At 62.2% G+C, this 19,242-nt stretch carries 16 protein-coding genes; 8 read left to right on the top strand and 8 right to left on the bottom strand.

The genetic code is table 11. The features are described 5' to 3' along the window. Positions 1–20 precede the first annotated feature (20 nt). The 5 genes from hutI (at position 21) to PYR65_RS04085 (ending at position 6,013) form a co-directional block, all read left to right on the top strand. Positions 21–1,271 carry an imidazolonepropionase gene (gene hutI / locus PYR65_RS04105; RefSeq protein WP_276120001.1) on the top strand — a complete coding sequence of 417 codons (1,251 nt, stop codon included), beginning with the start codon at positions 21–23 and terminating at the stop codon, positions 1,269–1,271. Positions 1,272–1,319: 48 nt separating this feature from the next. Then, a complete protein-coding gene (gene hutH / locus PYR65_RS04100; RefSeq protein ID WP_276120000.1) occupies positions 1,320–2,855 on the top strand; it encodes a histidine ammonia-lyase in 1,536 nt (511 codons plus the stop codon). Position 2,856: 1 nt separating this feature from the next. Continuing rightward, a complete protein-coding gene (gene hutG / locus PYR65_RS04095; RefSeq protein WP_276119999.1) occupies positions 2,857–3,675 on the top strand; it encodes an N-formylglutamate deformylase in 819 nt (272 codons plus the stop codon). Next, the gene (gene hutU, locus PYR65_RS04090) at positions 3,672–5,345 is read left to right on the top strand and encodes a urocanate hydratase (RefSeq protein ID WP_060639209.1); all 1,674 of its coding nucleotides are present in this window, start codon (positions 3,672–3,674) and stop codon (positions 5,343–5,345) included. The genes hutG and hutU overlap by 4 nt, the downstream gene beginning before the upstream one ends. A gap of 101 nt (positions 5,346–5,446) precedes the next feature. Then, positions 5,447–6,013: a HutD/Ves family protein gene (locus PYR65_RS04085; RefSeq protein ID WP_276119998.1), complete on the top strand. Its 567-nt coding sequence runs from the start codon at positions 5,447–5,449 to the stop codon at positions 6,011–6,013. A gap of 7 nt (positions 6,014–6,020) precedes the next feature. On the opposite strand, the gene PYR65_RS04080 is transcribed toward PYR65_RS04085, so the two are convergent. From PYR65_RS04080 to PYR65_RS04050, 7 genes are all read right to left on the bottom strand, one after another. Further along, a complete protein-coding gene (locus tag PYR65_RS04080) occupies positions 6,021–6,953 on the bottom strand; it encodes an arginase family protein (RefSeq protein WP_276119997.1) in 933 nt (310 codons plus the stop codon). Between the two features lie 2 nt (positions 6,954–6,955). Next, on the bottom strand, positions 6,956–8,113 hold the full coding sequence (solA, locus tag PYR65_RS04075) for an N-methyl-L-tryptophan oxidase (RefSeq protein ID WP_276119996.1): 1,158 nt from the start codon (positions 8,111–8,113) through the stop codon (positions 6,956–6,958). Between the two features lie 21 nt (positions 8,114–8,134). Continuing rightward, a complete protein-coding gene (locus tag PYR65_RS04070) occupies positions 8,135–9,628 on the bottom strand; it encodes an HAL/PAL/TAL family ammonia-lyase (protein ID WP_276119995.1) in 1,494 nt (497 codons plus the stop codon). 2 nt (positions 9,629–9,630) lie between these two features. Beyond that, positions 9,631–10,401, bottom strand: coding sequence for an ABC transporter ATP-binding protein (locus PYR65_RS04065; protein WP_060639203.1), 771 nt, complete (start codon positions 10,399–10,401; stop codon positions 9,631–9,633). Between the two features lie 32 nt (positions 10,402–10,433). Then, a complete protein-coding gene (locus PYR65_RS04060; RefSeq protein ID WP_060639202.1) occupies positions 10,434–11,144 on the bottom strand; it encodes an ABC transporter permease in 711 nt (236 codons plus the stop codon). A 15-nt stretch (positions 11,145–11,159) separates the two neighbouring features. Continuing rightward, positions 11,160–11,882, bottom strand: a complete 723-nt coding sequence (locus PYR65_RS04055; RefSeq protein WP_276119994.1) for an ABC transporter permease — start codon at positions 11,880–11,882, stop codon at positions 11,160–11,162. A gap of 144 nt (positions 11,883–12,026) precedes the next feature. After that, entirely contained in the window at positions 12,027–12,866 is an 840-nt protein-coding gene (locus PYR65_RS04050; RefSeq protein WP_060639200.1) for a transporter substrate-binding domain-containing protein, read from the bottom strand. 196 nt (positions 12,867–13,062) lie between these two features. Here PYR65_RS04050 and hutC point away from each other — a divergent pair, with 196 nt between their 5' ends. After that, positions 13,063–13,830, top strand: coding sequence for a histidine utilization repressor (hutC, locus tag PYR65_RS04045; protein ID WP_276119993.1), 768 nt, complete (start codon positions 13,063–13,065; stop codon positions 13,828–13,830). A gap of 54 nt (positions 13,831–13,884) precedes the next feature. Here the strand turns inward: hutC and PYR65_RS04040 are convergent, their stop codons facing one another. Further along, positions 13,885–14,484 carry a TetR/AcrR family transcriptional regulator gene (locus PYR65_RS04040; protein ID WP_060639198.1) on the bottom strand — a complete coding sequence of 200 codons (600 nt, stop codon included), beginning with the start codon at positions 14,482–14,484 and terminating at the stop codon, positions 13,885–13,887. Between the two features lie 187 nt (positions 14,485–14,671). Here PYR65_RS04040 and PYR65_RS04035 point away from each other — a divergent pair, with 187 nt between their 5' ends. Both PYR65_RS04035 and PYR65_RS04030 read left to right on the top strand, forming a co-directional pair. Beyond that, on the top strand, positions 14,672–15,892 hold the full coding sequence (locus tag PYR65_RS04035) for an efflux RND transporter periplasmic adaptor subunit (protein WP_276119992.1): 1,221 nt from the start codon (positions 14,672–14,674) through the stop codon (positions 15,890–15,892). 40 nt (positions 15,893–15,932) lie between these two features. After that, positions 15,933–19,163 carry an efflux RND transporter permease subunit gene (locus PYR65_RS04030; RefSeq protein ID WP_276119991.1) on the top strand — a complete coding sequence of 1,077 codons (3,231 nt, stop codon included), beginning with the start codon at positions 15,933–15,935 and terminating at the stop codon, positions 19,161–19,163. Positions 19,164–19,242: the final 79 nt, after the last annotated feature.

Below are 19,242 nucleotides of genomic sequence, written 5' to 3'. Positions count from 1 at the left end.
AAAGGAAAGGCTAGAAAACGATGTCTTCCATAAAATCGGCACCAGACAGCACAAAGCCCGCCGCCTGCGACCGTCTGTGGCGAAACGCCCGGCTGGCAACGCTGAACCCCGCTTTGCCGGGTCTTGGCCTTATCGAAAACGGCGTCATCGCCGTTCAGGACGGGCGCATCCTCTATGCCGGCGCCGAAGCCAGCCTGCCCTTCCCGATCGAACATGCCGCCGAAATCATCGATTGCGGTGGCCGCTGGATCACCCCCGGCCTGATCGACTGCCACACCCATCTCGTCCATGCCGGTGACCGCGCCAACGAATTCGAAATGCGGCTCGCGGGCGCAACATACGAAGAGGTCGCGCGTGCCGGCGGCGGCATCGTTTCCTCCGTCCGCGCGCTCCGGGAAGCCAGCGAAGATGAGCTTGTCGCGCAGACGCTTCCCCGTCTGGACGCGCTGATTGCCGAGGGCGTCACCACGGTCGAAGTCAAGTCCGGCTATGGCCTCGACCTCGAAAACGAGGCCAAGGCCTTGCGCGCCGCACGCCGCCTGAGCGATGAGCGCGATGTCGCGGTCCGAACGACCTTCCTCGGCGCCCACGCGCTGCCGCCGGAATTCAAGGGGGACAAAGCCGGCTATATCGCCAAGGTGGTGGACGAGATGCTGCCCGCCATCGCCGCCGAAGGCTTGGCGGATGCGGTCGATGGTTTCTGCGAAGGCATCGCCTTTTCGACCGATGAAATGCGGCTGGTCTTTAATGCTGCAAAAACCCATGGCCTGCCGGTCAAGCTGCATGCCGACCAGCTGTCCAACCTGCATGGCGCAGCGCTTGCTGCCGAATATGGCGCGCTTTCGGCTGATCACCTCGAATATACCGACGCGGCCGGCGCAGAAGCGATGGCGAAAAGCGGCACCGTTGCCGTCATCCTACCAGGCGCATTCTATTTCATCCGTGAGACGAAGAAGCCGCCGGTCGATCTGTTCCGCAAGGCGGGCGTCGCCATGGCCATCGCCACCGACAACAATCCGGGCACCTCGCCGCTGACATCGCTGCTTCTCACCATGAATATGGCAGCCACCCTGTTTGGCATGACAGTCACCGAATGCATTGCCGGCGTGACGCGAGAGGCTGCCCGCGCCTTGGGTCTGGTCGATGAAGTGGGGACGCTGGAACCTGGAAAATGGGCCGATTTCGCCATCTGGAATATCGAGCGGCCGGCTGAGCTCGTCTATCGCATGGGCTTCAACCCGCTGCATGCGCGTGTGCGCAACGGGCACTGAATGTAAAGACGCGTGAGCCCGGCTCCGCGCATTGGTGAGGACTGATACATGACGCTTATTCTTCAGCCGGGCTCCGTCCCGCTTTCAACGCTTGAAACCATCTACTGGACCGGGGCAGCCGCCCGGCTCGATCCCGCCTTCGACAAGGGCATCGAAAAGGCCGCCGCCCGCATCGCCGAAATCGCCGCCGGCAATGCGCCGGTCTACGGCATCAATACCGGCTTCGGCAAACTGGCGAGCATCAGGATCGATGCTGCGGATGTCGCCACCCTGCAGCGCAACCTTATTCTTTCCCATTGCTGCGGCGTCGGCCAGCCGTTGGCTGAAAACATCGTCCGCCTGATCATGGCATTGAAGCTCGTCTCGCTCGGGCGTGGCGCCTCCGGGACGCGGATCGAACTCGTTCGCCTGATCGAGAGCATGCTCGAAAAAGGTGTCATCCCGGTCATCCCGGAAAAGGGCTCGGTCGGCGCCTCCGGCGACCTCGCACCGCTCGCCCATATGGCAGCCGTGATGATGGGCGAAGGCGAGGCCTTCTTCAATGGCGAACAGCTGGACGGCCGCACGGCGCTGGAACGCGCCGGCCTGACCCCGGTCGTTCTGGCCGCGAAGGAAGGCCTGGCGCTGATCAACGGCACGCAGGTCTCGACCGCTCTGGCACTCGCCGGTCTCTTCCGCGCCCATCGCGCCGCGCAATCCGCGCTGATCACCGGCGCGCTTTCGACCGATGCCGCCATGGGCTCCTCGGCACCGTTCCATCCAGACATCCATACCCTGCGCGGCCATAAGGGCCAGATCGATGCCGCAGCTGCCCTGCGCGGCCTGCTCAAGGGCTCTGTCATCCGTGAAAGCCATATCGAAGGCGACGAGCGCGTGCAGGACCCCTATTGCATCCGCTGCCAGCCCCAGGTCGATGGTGCCTGCCTCGATCTCCTGCGCTCGGTTGCCCGCACGCTCGAAATCGAAGCCAATGCCGTCACCGACAATCCGCTGGTTCTGTCGGACAATTCCGTCGTCTCCGGCGGCAATTTCCACGCCGAACCGGTGGCGTTTGCGGCAGACCAGATCGCGCTTGCGATCTGCGAAATCGGCGCGATCTCGCAACGCCGCATCGCGCTGCTGGTCGATCCGGCCCTCTCCTACGGCCTGCCAGCGTTCCTCGCCAAGACGCCGGGCCTCAATTCCGGCCTGATGATCGCCGAAGTCACATCGGCAGCGCTGATGTCGGAAAACAAGCAGATGTCGCATCCGGCCTCGGTCGATTCCACCCCGACCTCGGCCAACCAGGAAGACCATGTCTCCATGGCCTGCCACGGCGCCCGCCGCCTGCTGCAGATGACCGACAATCTCTTCGCCATTATCGGCATCGAGGCGCTGACGGCCTCCCAGGGCATCGACTTCCGCGCGCCTCTCATAACCAGCCCGGAACTGACCAACGCCATCACCGCCATCCGCACTGTCGTGGCGACGCTGGAGGTCGATCGCTACATGGCGGCAGATCTCAAGGCGGCAAGCGACCTCATCGCAACCGGCGCGCTGAACGCTGCGATTTCAAGCGGCATCCTGCCGGTTCTGGAGGCTTGATATGAGCGTTTTTGAAATCAAACAGGGCACATCGCCGGTCATCCTCGGCTTCCCCCATACCGGCACCGACGTTCCTCCGGACATCTGGGAGCGGCTCAACGAGACAGGCCGGCTGCTGACCGATACCGACTGGCACATCCATCGCCTCTATGACGGCCTGCTGCCGGATGTGACCACGGTGCGCGCCACGTTCCATCGCTACGTCCTAGACGCAAACCGCGATCCGGAAGGCGTCAGCCTTTATCCCGGCCAGAATACCACCGGTCTCATTCCGGAAACGGATTTCGACGGCGTCCCGATCTGGAAGGACGGGGAAGAGCCGACCGAAGCCGATATCGCCGCCCGTCTTGCCGATTTCCACACGCCCTATCATGCCGCGCTCCTGGCCGAGATCAAGCGCGTAAAGGCTATCCACGGCATTGCCGTCGTTTACGATTGCCATTCGATCCGGTCGGACATTCCGTTCCTGTTCGAAGGGACATTGCCCGACTTCAACATCGGCACCGACATGGGCAAGACCTGCGATCCAGCCATCCAGGACGCAACGGTCGATGTCGTTTTGAATGCCGAGGGCTATACCAGCATCCTCAACGGCCGCTTCAAGGGCGGATGGACGACGCGCCATTACAGCGATCAGGAAAACGGCGTCCAAACGATACAGATGGAACTGGCGCAAGCCACGCACCTGAGCACGGAAACGCCGCCCTTCGCCTATGACGAGGTCAAGGCGGCCAAACTCCGCATCCACTTAAAAGACATTCTCACGCGCATCGAAACAGTAGCGCTGACACTGGCACACACCAAAAGGGGAACAAAATGACCAATCCTCGTCACAATATTCGCGACGTCCGCGCCGCCCGTGGCACCGAGCTGACCGCAAAATCCTGGATGACCGAAGCGCCGCTTCGCATGCTGATGAACAATCTCGATCCCGAAGTGGCCGAGAACCCGCATGAACTGGTCGTCTATGGCGGCATCGGCCGCGCCGCCCGCACCTGGGCCGATTTCGACAAGATCGTCGAAACGCTGCGCGACCTCAATGAAGACGAGACGCTGATGGTGCAGTCGGGCAAGCCGGTCGGCGTGTTCCGCACCCACAAGGATGCGCCGCGCGTGCTCATCGCCAATTCCAACCTCGTTCCGCATTGGGCGACCTGGGATCATTTCAACGAACTGGATAAGAAGGGCCTTGCCATGTACGGCCAGATGACGGCCGGTTCGTGGATTTATATCGGCACGCAGGGTATCGTTCAGGGCACCTACGAGACCTTCGTCGAGGCCGGACGCCAGCACTATGGCGATAACCTCAAGGGCAAATGGGTTCTGACCGGCGGTCTCGGCGGCATGGGCGGCGCCCAGCCGCTGGCCGCCGTCATGGCCGGCGCCTGCTGCCTTGCCGTGGAATGCAATCCCGATTCGATCGATTTCCGCCTGCGCACCCGCTATGTCGATGAGAAGGCGGAAACGCTGGACGAGGCGATGGAAATGATCGCGCGCTGGACCGCCGCCGGCGAGGCAAAATCCGTCGGCCTGCTCGGCAATACCGCCGAAATCCTGCCGGAAATGGTCCGCCGCGGCATCCGCCCCGACATGGTCACCGACCAGACCTCGGCCCATGACCCGGTCAACGGCTATCTGCCGAAGGGCTGGACGATGGGAGAGTGGAAGGAAAAGCGCGAAAGCGACCCGAAAGCCGTCGAAAAGGCGGCCCGCGCCTCCATGCGCGACCATGTCGAGGCGATGATCGCCTTCCAGGACATGGGCATCCCGACCTTCGACTATGGCAACAACATCCGCCAGGTCGCCAAGGATGAGGGCCTCGAAAACGCCTTTGCCTTTCCGGGCTTTGTGCCCGCCTATATCCGCCCACTGTTTTGCCGCGGCATCGGCCCCTTCCGCTGGGCAGCACTCTCCGGTGATCCGGAAGACATCCGCAAGACGGATGCCAAGGTGAAGGAACTCACCCCCGGCAACAAGCACCTGCACAACTGGCTCGACATGGCCGCCGAACGCATCGCCTTCCAGGGCTTGCCGGCGCGCATTTGCTGGGTCGGTCTCGGCGACCGCCACCGGCTGGGCCTCGCCTTCAACGAGATGGTCAGAACAGGCGAACTCTCCGCCCCGGTCGTCATCGGCCGCGACCATCTCGATTCCGGCTCCGTCGCCTCGCCAAACCGCGAGACCGAAGCGATGAAGGATGGCTCGGACGCCGTATCCGACTGGCCGCTGCTCAACGCGTTGCTCAACACCGCATCGGGCGCCACCTGGGTGTCGTTGCACCATGGCGGCGGCGTCGGCATGGGCTTCTCGCAGCATTCCGGCGTCGTCATCTGCGCCGATGGTACCGACGATGCGGCCCGCCGCCTGGAGCGCGTGCTCTGGAACGACCCGGCCACCGGCGTCATGCGCCACGCCGACGCGGGCTACGACATTGCCATCGATTGCGCCAAGGAAAAGGGTCTGCGGTTGCCGGGGATTCTGGGGAACTAAAATCAGCGATCCTCGACCTCTCGTTTATGAGGTCCAGGACGCCTGTAAAACAAGGCTGGCTTCTATGCCAACGGACACGCCACCTTTAAGGGACAATGGCTATGCACGTTCTTCACTCGAAAGATTATCGCCGCATGCCGTGGAAAAACGGCGGCGGCGAGACGGTGGAGATTGCGGTGTTTCCGCCGGAAGCCGATCTCGCAAGTTTCGGTTGGCGCGTCAGCATGGCGACGGTGGCAAGCGATGGACCGTTTTCCGTTTTCGCTGGAATAGACCGCACCCTGTCGATCCTTGAGGGGAAAGGCATGGAGCTCGACATCGCCGGAAGGCCCTCCACCCTGTTGACGCAGGCCTCTCACCCGCTGGCCTTCCCGGCCGACGCCCAGACATCCGCGCGGCTGGTATCGGGAACGATCGTCGATCTCAATGTCATGACGCGCCGGGGGCAATGGACACATCAGGTCGAAAGGCGGGTTGTCGAAGGCCAGCATCATCTGGATGCCGAAGGCGGCGTCACGATGCTTCTTTCGCTCGGCAACATGCGGATCGACAGCCAGAGCCACGGCGAAGAACTCGGACGTCTCGATTGCGCCATCCTTGAGGGCGTCGTGCTGATCACGTCCGACATGCCAACGGAGACGTACCTGATCCGCATCACCCCGGCTTAAAACAACTCTAGCCCCCGGTCTGGCGGGCCAGATTGCCCAGGACATGGCAGATCAACCTGCCAACGACCGTCGCGGTCATGGAGTTGACGTCGTTTGCCGGCTGAAACTCGACGATGGAGAAGCCGGCAAGCCTGCGCCCGGTCATGGCTGCGGCAATCAGATCGGTCACTTCCTCAAACCACAGGCCTCCAGGCGACAAGGCGTTGATGCCGGGGCAGATCGACGGATCGAGCGCATCGACATCGATATGGATCAGCAGCGCGCCGTCACGCGGGATGGCATCGGCGATTTCGGCGACACCGCTTGCCCGCACCTGGCGCACCGTGACCACCCGCGAACCCCAGGCTTTTGCCGCCTCGACCTCTTCCCGGCGCGCACTGCCGACGGCGCGAATGCCGACCTGGGTCATGGAGCGCACGAACGGCAGTTCGGAAGCCCGCCGCATCGTGCTGGAATAGCCGAGCGTCTCTTCACCGATCCTGTCGCGCCAATCGATATGCGCATCGATCTGCAGGATATGCAGGTCAACGGCATCCGCAAGACCGCGCATGAAAGGAATAGCGGCCGAATCGTCGCCGCCGATCAGGATCGGAACAGCGCCCGCCGCCCGGATATCCCGTGTTGCCGCCTCGATCGCCGCGCGATTACCGGCATTGTCCTCTGGCTCCGTCTCGATATCGCCGAGATCCACCACATCCAGCCCACCATCGTTCAACAGAGGGCCGTCAAAATCGAAATCCCAGTGATCCACATGCACGGATGCTTCCGTGATCGCCCGGCGCACAGCATCAGGCGCTGATATGCCGGATATAGTCTGAACGGCATTCGGATAGGCGGTTCCATGCACTGCGCCGAAAATCGCTGCCGAACCCGGCCGGGCCTGGCGCGCGGCCGGCAGGCCAAGGAAGGTCGCGGTCGCAGGTTTCAATGTGTAGGTCATGCTCAAGCCGCCCGCGCTGCCAGAAACCGGTCCATCGCGGCAAACGAGAAGGCCCCGATCGGCAAGTCCGTGCCGCCCTCCAGCGCCAGATCGGCAAGGATCTCGCCCACGACGCTGGTGAACTTGAACCCATGGCCGGAGCAGGGCGACGCCACGACGATGCGTTTGTCGCCCGGTAACAGATCGAGCAAAAAATCCTCGCTCGGCAGCATCGTATAGCGGCAGGTGGTGGAGCGTACCCGCAGCCCGGCAGCGGCCGGCAGCCGGCGCTTGATGAAGCTGTCGAGCAGATCCGTGTCCTTGCCGTTGACGGCCGGATTGGGCTGGTTCGGATCGATCGGTTCGCGGAAATGCGCATGACGGCCGACCTTGACGCCATCGACGCCGATCGCCGGGAAGCCAAAGAATGAACCGTTGTCGCCCTCGTCACGGATGAACACCGGCATGCGTTGCGGCATCGTGACAAAACCGTCGGTGGGTTGATACCAGGAGACTACCTGCTTGATCGGCACCGCATGGTCGCGCAGATCAGGCACCAGCTCGCCGATCCATGAGCCGGTCGCAACGATGACCTTGCTCGCATGATAACGCCCGGTCTGCGAAACGATGGCAACCCCGCCCTCGCCCGGCTCGATCGCCGTCACCTTCTCGCCGAAATGCAAGGCGGCACCATCGGCGGCCGCAAGTTTCAGATGCCCCATCACAGCCGCTTCGGGCTTGAGATAACCACCCTGCGGATCGAGCAGTGCCACCTCGTCATCATCGAGAGAAAACACCGGGAAGCGGCGGCGCATTTCGCCGGGATCAAGGGTTTCGAGCGGCAGGTTGTGCAGCGCGCAGCTCTTCTTCGTGCCGCTGACGATCTTGCTGTCGGGTTTGCCGATCTGCAGCACGCCGGTGATCGTCAAAATATCCTCGCGCAGCCGCGCTTCGAGCGCGCGCCAGTTGGCATAGGCACGCTGCAGCAGCGGCACATAGGATGGGTCTTCGAAATAACCAAGCCTAATCAACCGGCTATCGCCATGCGACGAACTTAGCGCGTGTGCCGGATAATAGGCGTCTATGCCGATCACCTTTGCACCACGGGCGGCCAGATGCGCGATCGCAGCACTGCCCATGGCGCCAAGGCCGATAACGGCAACGTCAAAATGGGCGGTCATGGCACGATCCTTTCGGGAGTTTCAGATATGGGGAGGCGGCGATTGCAAGAGCAGGTCGCGGGCCTTTTCCAGATCCCAGCCGAGCGGCCGGTCGTCGGCATAGGTTGGCATATTCGCGCGGATATGGCGATAGAGCACGTCGGTACCCACAGCGCGCGGCGCCACATCGGCCTTGAAATCCTGCGCCTGCGCGGCAGCGGCAAATTCGATGCCGAGGATCTGCTCGGCATTATCGATCACGGCAAGCAGCTTGTTGGCCGCAGCCGTCGGATGCCCAAGAAAATCCTCCTGCAGCGCCGACGTGATGCCGCCATCCAGGCTTGCCGGAGCCCCGAGACGGCGGTTTTCCGCCGCAAGAGCCGCTGCCGTATATTGCGCGATCATGAAGCCGGACCCGGCACCCGGATCGGCGGCGAGAAAGGCCGGAAGACCGCTCACCAGCGGATTGACGAGACGGTCGATCCGGCGCTCGCTCATCATCGAAATCTGGGCAATGGCGATGGCGAGACTATCCAGCGCCTGGCCGAGCGCCGGCGCCACAGCATGCGCCTCGGAGGACACCACCGGTGTCTCCGGCGTGCCGGACACTGCCGGATTGTCCGTCACGGAGGCCAGTTCCTGATCGACGACCATTCCGGCGAAATCAAACACATCCCATCCCGCGCCATGGGCGTGCGGAACCGAGCGAAGGCTTAAGGCATCCTGCGTGCGCGCACCTTTCGCCGCCTCGATCAGACCACTACCGGCGAGACGCGCGCGCAAAGTGCTGCCGACCTTCTCGATCCCCTTGGATTTGCGAAGCGCGAGCACGTCAGCGTCAAACGCGGTCATCTGACCGCCGAGCGCCTCGATCGTCAACGCTGCGATGGCATCGGCCCAGACCAGAAGCCGTTCAGCCCGCGCGAGCGCCACGGCCCCGAGCCCGGTAGAACAGGCCGTGCCATTGACGAGGCTCAAGCCTTCCTTTGCCTGCAAAACCAGCGGCGGAACGCCAAGCGCCTGCAAAGCCTGCGCACCGGATACCGGAACGCCCTTCAGCCGCGCCCTGCCCTCGCCGATCAATACCAGCGCAATATGGGCATTATGGCTGAGATAGCCGGCCGAACCCTTGGACGGCACGTCGGGAATGCAATCTTCGCGCAGAAAGACCTGCAGCAGGTCCACGATCACTGGCCGCACGCCGGAATGACCGTGGGAAAAATTGGCGATCTGGGCGGCGATGATGGCGCGAACTTCCCGCGCCTCCAGCAACGGGCCGACGCCACAGGCATGGCTCAAAATGATGTTGCGCGACAGGCGGCTCTGCGAGGGACGATCGACCACCGTATCGGCAAGCGCCCCGACGCCGGTATTCACCCCATAGGCCCGCACGCCGCTTTCGACGATCGCCGACACGATGCGGCTTGCTGTTCCGATCCGCGTCCTGGCCGCGTCGGAAAGCGACAGCGTTGCACCATCGGCAACCGCAGCCACGGCACGCCAGCCGGGTGCCGTGTCGAGTACGATGTCCTGCACGTTCAGCCTCCGAAATTGCCGATGAACTGGCGGAAGCTCGGCGAACCGCCGGAACCGAACAGCTCTTCCGGCGCGCCGTCGCTGTCGATCTCGCCGGATTTCATGAAGATCACCCGGTTGGAAACGTTGCGGGCAAAGCTCATTTCATGGGTGACGACCAGCATGGTCATGCCCTCTTCGGCCAGCGAACGCATGACGCGCAGCACTTCGCCGACCAGTTCAGGATCAAGCGCCGAGGTTGGCTCGTCGAAAAGCATCACCTTCGGCCGCATTGCCAATGAGCGGGCAATCGCCGCGCGCTGCTGCTGGCCGCCGGAAAGATGGGCTGGATAGGCATGGCGCTTTTCCGCGATCCCCACCTTTTCCAAAAGCGCCTCGGCTTCCGCAATACATTCGGCGCGCGGGCGCTTCAGCACATGAACCGGCCCCTCGATGACATTCTCAAGGATCGTCATATGGGACCAGAGATTGAACGACTGGAACACCATGCCGAGTTCGGAGCGGATCCGGTCCACCTGCCGGCGGTTGGCGGGGACATTCTTTCCCCCGCGCTGCTGCATCTGGATCAGCTCGCCATCGACGGAAATCTCGCCGTGATCGGCAATTTCAAGAAGATTGATGCAGCGCAGGAAGGTCGATTTGCCGGAGCCGCTGGCGCCGAGCAGCGAGATGACATCGCCATCGCGGGCCTCGAGCGAGATGCCGCGCAGCACTTCATGCGTGCCGAAACTCTTGCGGATGTTGCGGACGGAAAGCCGGGTCGTGCCTGCCATGGTCGTTCCAGTCTGGTTGAGGGTCGCGGCGTTCATCGTTGCGGCACCGGGAAAAGAGGAGCAGCGCGGCGATGCGGGGTCAGCTTGTATTCAAGCAGCGCCATCGCCTGCAGGATGATGAAGTTGAGGATGAGATAGATGGCGGCGGCACAGAGGAAGACTTCCATCGTGCGGTAGGTCTGCGAGATCAGCCGCTGCGCTACACCGGTTACTTCCCAGACGGTGACGAGGCTGGCAAGCGCTGTCGATTTCACCATCATCACCACCTCCGTCGAATAGGCCGGCAGCGCATGGCGGAAGGCGATCGGGGCAAGGATGCGGCGGGTCAACAGAAAGCCGGACATGCCGATGGAGCGCGCCGCCTCGATCTCCTTGGCCGGAATGGCCCGAAGCCCGAAGCGGAAGATTTCGGCGGAATAACCGGCGGTGCAAAGCGCCAGCGACAGGACGGCGCAGACGAAGGGCTCGCGCAGCGCCGGCCACAGGAAACTGTAACGGATGAAGCCGAACTGGCCGAGGCCATAGAAGATCAGGAACATCTGGATCAAAAGCGGCGAGCCGCGGAACACGAAGATATAGCCCTTGGCGAAATTGCGGGCGGCGGCATTGCCGCTGACGCGCATCCAGACGATCAGAAGTGCCAGAAGCCCGCCGAAGATGACGGAAAGGGAAAACAGCGCCAGCGTCATCGGCAGAGCGGCCAGCAGCGTTTTCATGGTCTCGAACATGAAGGCGATGTCCATCGCGCGTCTCCTTGATCAGGCCTGGCCGAGGCTGGTCGGCATGCTGCGATTGGCGCGCTTCTCGGCACTGTTGAAAATGCGGTCCGAGAAGCTGGTGAGGATCAGATAGAGGCATCCGCCGACAATGAAGAACAGGAAGTGCTGGCGGGTGGAGCCGGCCGCGACCTGGCTGGTGCGCATCAAATCGGCAAGGCCGGTGACCGAGACCAGCGCCGAGTCCTTGAGGCTGAGCTGCCAGACATTGCCGATACCCGGAATGGCAAAACGGAAGACTTGCGGGCCGATGATGCGGCGAAAACGCAGGCTGCGGTTCATGCCGATCGCCTGCGCCGCCTCCAGTTCCCCCTTGGGGATGGCCAGATAGGCGCCGCGAAACACTTCCGCCTGGTAGGCGCCGGAGATGACTCCGACCGCCAGCGCACCGGCCGCAAAGGAGGGCAGCCCCAGGAAGCCCTCATACCCCATGGCCGTGCCGATGGCGGTGACGGCGCTCGAGCCGCCGAAATAGACGAGATAGATGATCAACAGCTCGGGAACGCCCCGGAACACCGTGGTGTAGATGCCGCCGATCGTGCGCATGATCCGGCTTCCCGAAAGCTTCGCCCAGGCAATGAGCGAGCCCAAGATAGCGCCGATCAACAGAGCAACGGCGGTGACGCAGAGCGTCATGAGCGCCGCCACGAGCAGCAGCCCGCCCCAGCCGGTGGGGCCAAAACCGATCATTTGAAGTAAAGCCATGCCGCAGGCATCCCGTCGTTCCCGGCAAGGCCGGATTCCCGATCTTCAGGTGGATATGGAAGGCCGCGCCTCGTGAAGAGAGCGACCTGCCGCAGCAAGTGTGCCCGCCGCAGGCAAAATAGCAAGCGGCGGACAGACTTGAGATCAGGGCGTGACGTCGGTCTTGAACCACTTCATCGACAGGGTCTTGATCGTGCCGTCGTCGAGAGCAGCCTGGATCGCCTTGCTCAGCATGTCGCGCAGGTCGGTATCGGCCTGGCGCACGCCAAGGCCTTCGCCGCTGCCGAAGATTGTGCCGCCGATTTCAGGACCGGTGAAGCCGAGCGTTCCGTTGGACTTGTCAAACGCCGAGATCAGGTAGACGGCGTCGTCGAAGACGAGATCGATACGGCCGGTTTCCAGATCGAGATCGCGCTCCGCACCGGTCTTGTATTCACGAACGGTGGCGATATCGCCGAAATTGTCATAGACGAACTTGGAATAGACGGTGGCGGCCTGGATACCGATGGTCTTGCCGGCAAAGGCGGCCTTCATCGCTTCGACTTCCTTGACGCCGGTCGCGCCCGGATCGAGCTTCACGACCGTGCCGGTACCTGCGGCATTGGCCAGCGGACCATCCTTGAGCGTCGCAAAAGCCGCATGCGTATGGGCATAAGGAATGGTGAAATCGATGATCTTCTTGCGTTCTTCGGTGATCGACAGGGCGTCCATGATCACATCGAACTTGCCGGCGTTGAGCGCCGGGATCATGCCATCCCAGTCGGAGGCAACCAGTGTGCATTCGACCTTCATGTGGTCGCAGAGATACTTCGCCAGTTCCGGCTCGAAACCGCCGAGCGTGCCGTCCGGATTCGTGAGGTTCCACGGCGCATAGGCGCCTTCAAGCGTGATGGTCACGGTCTTCCAGTCCTTGGCCTGAGCCATCGGAGCGGCAAGCGTTGCAAATGCGACGGCGCCAGCCATCAGAAATTTTGACAGGTTCATGTTCACGTTCCTCTGAGGTTTATCTTCAACGACGTCCGCCGATCTGCGCCGGCTTACACATAACTGATGGAAATCTAGACGCGAAAAATGCCCCTAAACATCCACGTTGTATATGGTACCATATGCTAATTTTTATGGTATGCAAGTGGGCGGCCGCATTTGAATGCAAAATTAATTCCGCCCAAGGAATAAGCATATGAAACGAAGCAACGACCAGAACGCTCCGTTAAAATGGGTGACCAGCGACAATGACGGATCGCCGCTTTATGCCGGCGTCAAGCAGATGATCCTGGACCGGATCCAGAGCGGCGAATGGCCGCCGAAACACCGGGTCCCATCGGAAAACGAACTGGTGGCGGAACTGGGCGTCAGCAAGATGACGGCCAACCGGGCGCTGCGGGAATTGGCAAGCGAAGGCGAACTTGTGCGCATCCAGGGCGTCGGCTCCTTCGTTGCCGAGCGCAAAGGCTATTCCGAACTGTTCGAAGTGCGCAACATCGCCGAGGAGATCGATGAGCGGGGCCATACGCACCAGGCCACGGTCGTCGTTCTGGCGCAGGAAACAGCGGCACCCGACGTTGCCGATGCGCTTGGGTTACCGATTGGCGCGCCCGTGTTTCACTCGCTGATCGTGCACAGCGAAAACGGCGTTCCCGTCCAGATCGAAGACCGCTTCGTCAACCCGGAAGCAGCGCCCGGCTACCTGGAGCAAGATTTTACAGTGCAGACACCGAACGCCTATCTGACGGCGGAAGCACCTTTGAGCGGCTCCGAACATATCGTCGAAGCGGCCATGCCGCAGCCATGGGAATGCAAGCTTCTGGTGATCCTGCGCACAGAGCCCTGCCTGCTCATCCGGCGGCGCACATGGTCGTCCAAACGCGTCGTTTCCTTTGCCCGGCTGGTCTATCCCGGCAACCGCTACCGGCTGGAATCGCGCAGTGGAAAGATGACCGACGAGTGATCGCGCCGGCACAACACTGGCAAAGTTGTATATGGAACTCGGTAAGCTTTTGATTCAGCTCTCAGCCGCGACCGTTTCGGGCCAGAACTGCAAGGCCATATCGATGACACGGTAGAGCGCCTGACGGTCGGCGCCGGATGCTGCCTGGATGGCGGTCCCCTGCGAAATCGTCATGATATAGCGGGCGAGGTCATAGGGCTCGTGCCCGGCGGGCAGATCGCCCTCTTTCAGCGCACGCTCGAACCGCCGGCCGAGATCGCGCTCGCCGCGCTGACGGTTTTCGATCAGGCATTTCTGGATTTCGGCGGCCGCCTCGCTGCAGGCGAGCGCGCCATTGATGCCGAGACAGCCGCTCGGACCGGTTTCGGCGGTCTGTGAATCGGCAAAGCCTCTCAGGATTTTCCAGGCGACATCGCGCGCCTTCGGTTCCTTCAGGGCTTCGTGGAAGAAATTCATCTTGGTGCGCTCGTAACGCTCCAACGCCTTGAGAAAAAGACCTTCCTTATTGCCGAAGACACCGTAGAGGCTCGGCTTGGTAATGCCCATGCCTTCCGTCAGGTCGGTGAGAGACGTGCCTTCGTAGCCCTTTCGCCAGAACAGCTCCATCGCCGTTTCCAAGGCATCATCGACATCAAACTCTCTTGGCCGTCCCATGGGGTGGGGCCCTCCCGAATTTTTTTATACCGATCGGTACATAATTCGATTGACAGTGATCGGTTTCAGAACCTATTTCTATACCGAACGGTATTGAACGTCAATGCAACCCTTGCCCAAATCCTTCGCCTCCCACGATGGACCACAGGCAGCCCACACTCCGGGGCAGAAATTCAGGATAGCCGCCATGTCATTCGGAAGTTTCAAAACCAAGCTCATCACCACCGGCCTCGTGCTGGCCGTCGCCACCATTTCGCCGACGATCTATTTCGACCTGCTGGGAAGCCCGGCCGGCAGCGGCAACGCGGCCGATGCCTCGACCGCAGCGCCGCCTGCCATCCCTGTCTCCGTCGCAGTCGTCGAGGCAAAGTCCGTCACGCAGTGGAGCGAATTCTCCGGCCGCCTCGAAGCCGTCGATCATGTCGAGCTGCGCTCGCGCGTTGCAGGCGCCATCCAGTCGGTGCATTTCCAGGAAGGCGCGATCGTCAATAAGGGCGACCTGCTCGTCACGATCGATCCAGCCCCCTACCAGGCCGAGGTTGCCCGCGCGCAAGCGAGCGTCACCGCAGCCGAAGCCCGCGCCTCCCTGGCGCGCGTCGAACTGAAGCGTGGCAAGCAATTGCTGGCCTCCAATGCGGTATCGCAGAGCGAGGTTGATCAGCGCATGAACGGTCTGGCCAGTGCCGAAGCGGATGTGGGTGCTGCCCGCGCCGTGCTGCAATCGGCAGCGCTCAATCTCGGATATACCGAGATCCGCGCTCCGATCACCGGCCGCGTCGGCAAGATCGAGATCACCGCCGGCAACCTGATCGCCGCCGGCCCGTCCTCGCCGATCCTGACCCGGCTGGTGTCGCTGAGCCCGATCTATGCAAGCTTCGAAGCCGATGAGCGGATCGTGTCCAGCATCCTTGCCGAGCTGCCGGAAGGCGTCAACGCCCGCAACTTCATCGACCGCGTGCCGGTGCGCATGGATGTTGCAGGCTCCTCTGATGTCAGCGGCAAGCTCCAGCTGGTGGATAACAGCGTCGATCCGCAGAGCGGCACGATCCGTGTGCGCGCCGTGTTCGACAATGCCAATGGCGCCTTGATGCCGGGTCAGTTTGCCCGGCTGAGCATGGGCCAGGCCAAGTCCGAGGACGCAGTCCTGGTGCATGAACGCGCCATCGGCACCGACCAGAACAAGAAATACGTCATGGTCGTCAAGCCGGACAACACCACCGAATACCGCGAAATCACCGTCGGCATGAAATCCGATGGCCTGCGGGTGGTGACGGCCGGCCTGAAAGCTGAGGAACGCATCGTCGTCAACGGCCTGCAGCGCATCCGTCCCGGCGCGCTGGTGGCCCCGGAAATGGTTTCCATGAAACCGGAAGCCGATCCCCAGCAGCAAGCCTCGATAACCAACTAAGCCTTTTTCCGGCATCTCAGCACAAGGGCGGATCACGCCAATGAATATCTCCAGATTCTTTATCGATCGCCCGGTTTTCGCGGGCGTTCTGTCCTTCATCATCTTCCTTGGCGGCCTGATCGCAATGACGATCCTGCCGATCTCGGAATATCCCGATGTGGTGCCGCCGCAGATCGTCGTTCGCGCCAACTATCCGGGCGCGAACCCGAAAGTCATTGCCGAGACCGTGGCGACGCCACTGGAGGAATCGATCAATGGCGTCGAGGACATGCTCTACATGAGCAGCCAGGCGACGACCGACGGTCTGATGACGCTGACCGTCACCTTCAAGCTCGGCACCGACCCGGACCAGGCACAGCAGCTTGTCCAGAACCGTGTCGGCCAGGCCGAACCCCGGCTGCCGGAAGAAGTGCGCCGCCTCGGCATCACCACCATCAAGAGCTCCCCGGACCTGATGATGGTGGTGCATCTGACCTCGCCCGAAGGCCGCTATGACATGACCTATCTGCGCAACTACGCGCTGATCAACGTCAAGGACAGGCTCGCCCGCATCGATGGCGTCGGCCAGGTCCAGCTGTTCGGGTCCGGCGACTATTCGATGCGCATCTGGCTCGATCCGCAGAAGATGGCGCAACTCGGCCTCTCCGCCTCCGATATCGTCAATGAAATCCGCGCCCAGAACGTTCAGGCCGCTGCCGGTGTCATCGGCTCCTCGCCCAACGCGCAAGGGGTCGATCTGCAGCTTTCGGTGAACGCCCAGGGCCGCCTGCAAAGCGAGGAAGAGTTCGGCGAGATCATCATCAAGACGAGCCCAACCGGCGCGATCACCCGCTTGCGCGACGTGTCCCGTATTGAGCTCGGTTCGGCCGAATACTCACTGCGCTCGCTGCTCAACAACAAGCAGGCCGTCGCAATTCCCGTCTTCCAGGCCCCCGGCTCGAACGCGATCGAGATCGCCGACCAGGTCCGCACCACCATGGAAGAGATCAAGGCATCGATGCCGCAGGATGTCGATTACGAGATCGTCTATGACACGACCCAGTTCGTGCGCGCCTCCATCGAGGCCGTCATCCATACGCTGCTCGAAGCCATCGCTCTCGTCGTCATCGTCGTCATCATCTTCCTGCAGACCTGGCGCGCCTCGATCATTCCGCTGATCGCCGTTCCCGTCTCCATCATTGGCACCTTCGCCGTGATGCAGATGCTCGGCTTCTCGATCAACGCGCTCAGCCTGTTCGGCCTCGTTCTCGCCATCGGTATCGTCGTCGATGACGCGATCGTGGTCGTGGAAAATGTCGAGCGCAACATCGAGGATGGGCTTTCACCGCGCGAGGCGACCTACAAGGCCATGACCGAAGTGTCCGGCCCGATCATCGCGATCGCGCTGGTTCTCGTCGCCGTCTTCGTGCCGCTGGCGTTCATCTCCGGCCTCACCGGCCAGTTCTACAAGCAGTTCGCCCTGACGATCGCCATCTCGACCGTCATCTCGGCCTTCAACTCGCTTACCCTGTCCCCGGCACTGGCCGCTCTGCTTCTGCGTGGCCATGACGCGCCGAAGGATCGCTTGACCCGGATCATGGACTTCCTGTTTGGCTGGTTCTTCCGTGGCTTCAACGCTGTCTTTTCGCGCGGCTCGCGGGCCTATAGCTCCGGCGTCAAGGGCGTGATCTCGCGCAAGACCTTGATGATGGGTGTCTATCTGCTGCTCGTCGGCGCCACCGTGTTCTTCTTCAAGGCGGTGCCGCCCGGCTTCGTGCCGCCGCAGGACAAGCAATATCTGGTCGGCTTCACCCAGCTGCCGGATGGCGCCTCGCTCGACCGCACGGAAGAAGTGATCCGCCGCATCAGCGATATCTCGCTCAAGGTTCCCGGCGTCGAAAGCGCCATCGCCTTCCCGGGCCTGTCGATCAACGGCTTCACCAACTCCTCCAATGCCGGCATCGTCTTCCTGTCGTTGAAGCCTTTTGAGGAACGCACGACGCCGGACCTTTCGGCCGGCGCAATCGCCGGACGGCTGAACCAGGAACTCGGCGTCATCAAGGAATCCTTCAGCGCCATCTTCCCGCCACCGCCCGTCCAGGGTCTCGGTGCCATCGGCGGCTTCAAGCTGCAGCTGGAGGACAAGGCCGGACTTGGCTATGAGGCGCTCGACGCAGCCGTGAAGGGTTTCATGGCGAAGGCCTATACGACGCCTGAACTGGTCGGCATGTTTTCCAGCTACCAGGTCAACGTTCCGCAGCTCTATGCCGACGTCGATCGGGCGAAGGCCCGCCAGCTGAACGTGCCTCTGACGGAAATCTTCAACACGCTGCAGATCTATCTGGGCTCGGTCTATGTCAACGACTTCAACAAGTTCGGACGAACCTATTCCGTGCGTGTGCAGGCCGATGCCAATTACCGCGCCCAGGCGGAAGACATCGGCAAGCTGGAAGTCCGCTCCAGCTCCGGTGAAATGATCCCGCTCTCGGCGGTGCTCAATGTCACCTCGAGTGCAGGCCCCGAACGCGCCATGCGCTATAACGGCTTCCTCGCCGCCGATATCAACGGCAATACGGCACCCGGCTATTCGTCCGGCCAGGCCCGTGCTGCCATCGAGCGGATCGCGGCGGAGACACTGCCCGCTGGCGTGACGTTCGAATGGACCGAGCTGACCTACCAGGAGATCATTGCCGGCAATACCGGTATCCTGATCTTCCCGCTGTCGATCCTGCTCGTCTTCCTGGTGCTGGCAGCCCAGTATGAAAGCCTGACGCTGCCGCTGTCGATCATCATGATCATCCCGATGGCGCTTCTGGCCGCACTCGGCGGGGTCTGGCTGACGGGAGGCGACAACAATGTCTTCACGCAGATCGGTCTGATCGTGCTTGTCGGATTGTCGGCCAAGAACGCCATCCTGATCGTGGAATTCGCCCGCGAGCTCGAGTTCGAAGGCGCGACCCCGTTCGAAGCCGTCATCAAGGCCAGCCGCCTGCGGCTGCGCCCGATCCTGATGACCTCGATGGCCTTCATCATGGGTGTCGTACCGCTGGTGATCTCGACCGGCGCCGGTGCGGAAATGCGCCATGCCATGGGTGTTGCGGTGTTCTCCGGCATGATCGGCGTGACGCTGTTCGGCCTGTTCCTCACCCCGGTCTTCTACACGCTGGTGCGCGCCATGACCGGAAACCGGCCACTGAAGAAAAGCGGACATCATGCCGCGCCCACCGAAACGGCTTCGGTGACGCAACTGCACAGCCAGCCGCTTCTTCCCGGGCTCGAAGCCGCCGAATAAACGGCTCAGGCATACCGGTCCAAACAACGCAAAAACGGCGCCGCAACCAGCGGCGCCGTTTTCATTTCATCCGGTATCG

It is taken from the genome of Pararhizobium qamdonense (genome assembly GCF_029277445.1).
In the GTDB taxonomy this organism is placed as follows: Bacteria; Pseudomonadota; Alphaproteobacteria; order Rhizobiales; family Rhizobiaceae; genus Pararhizobium; species Pararhizobium qamdonense.
This window is presented reverse-complemented; position numbering and strand designations above follow the sequence as displayed.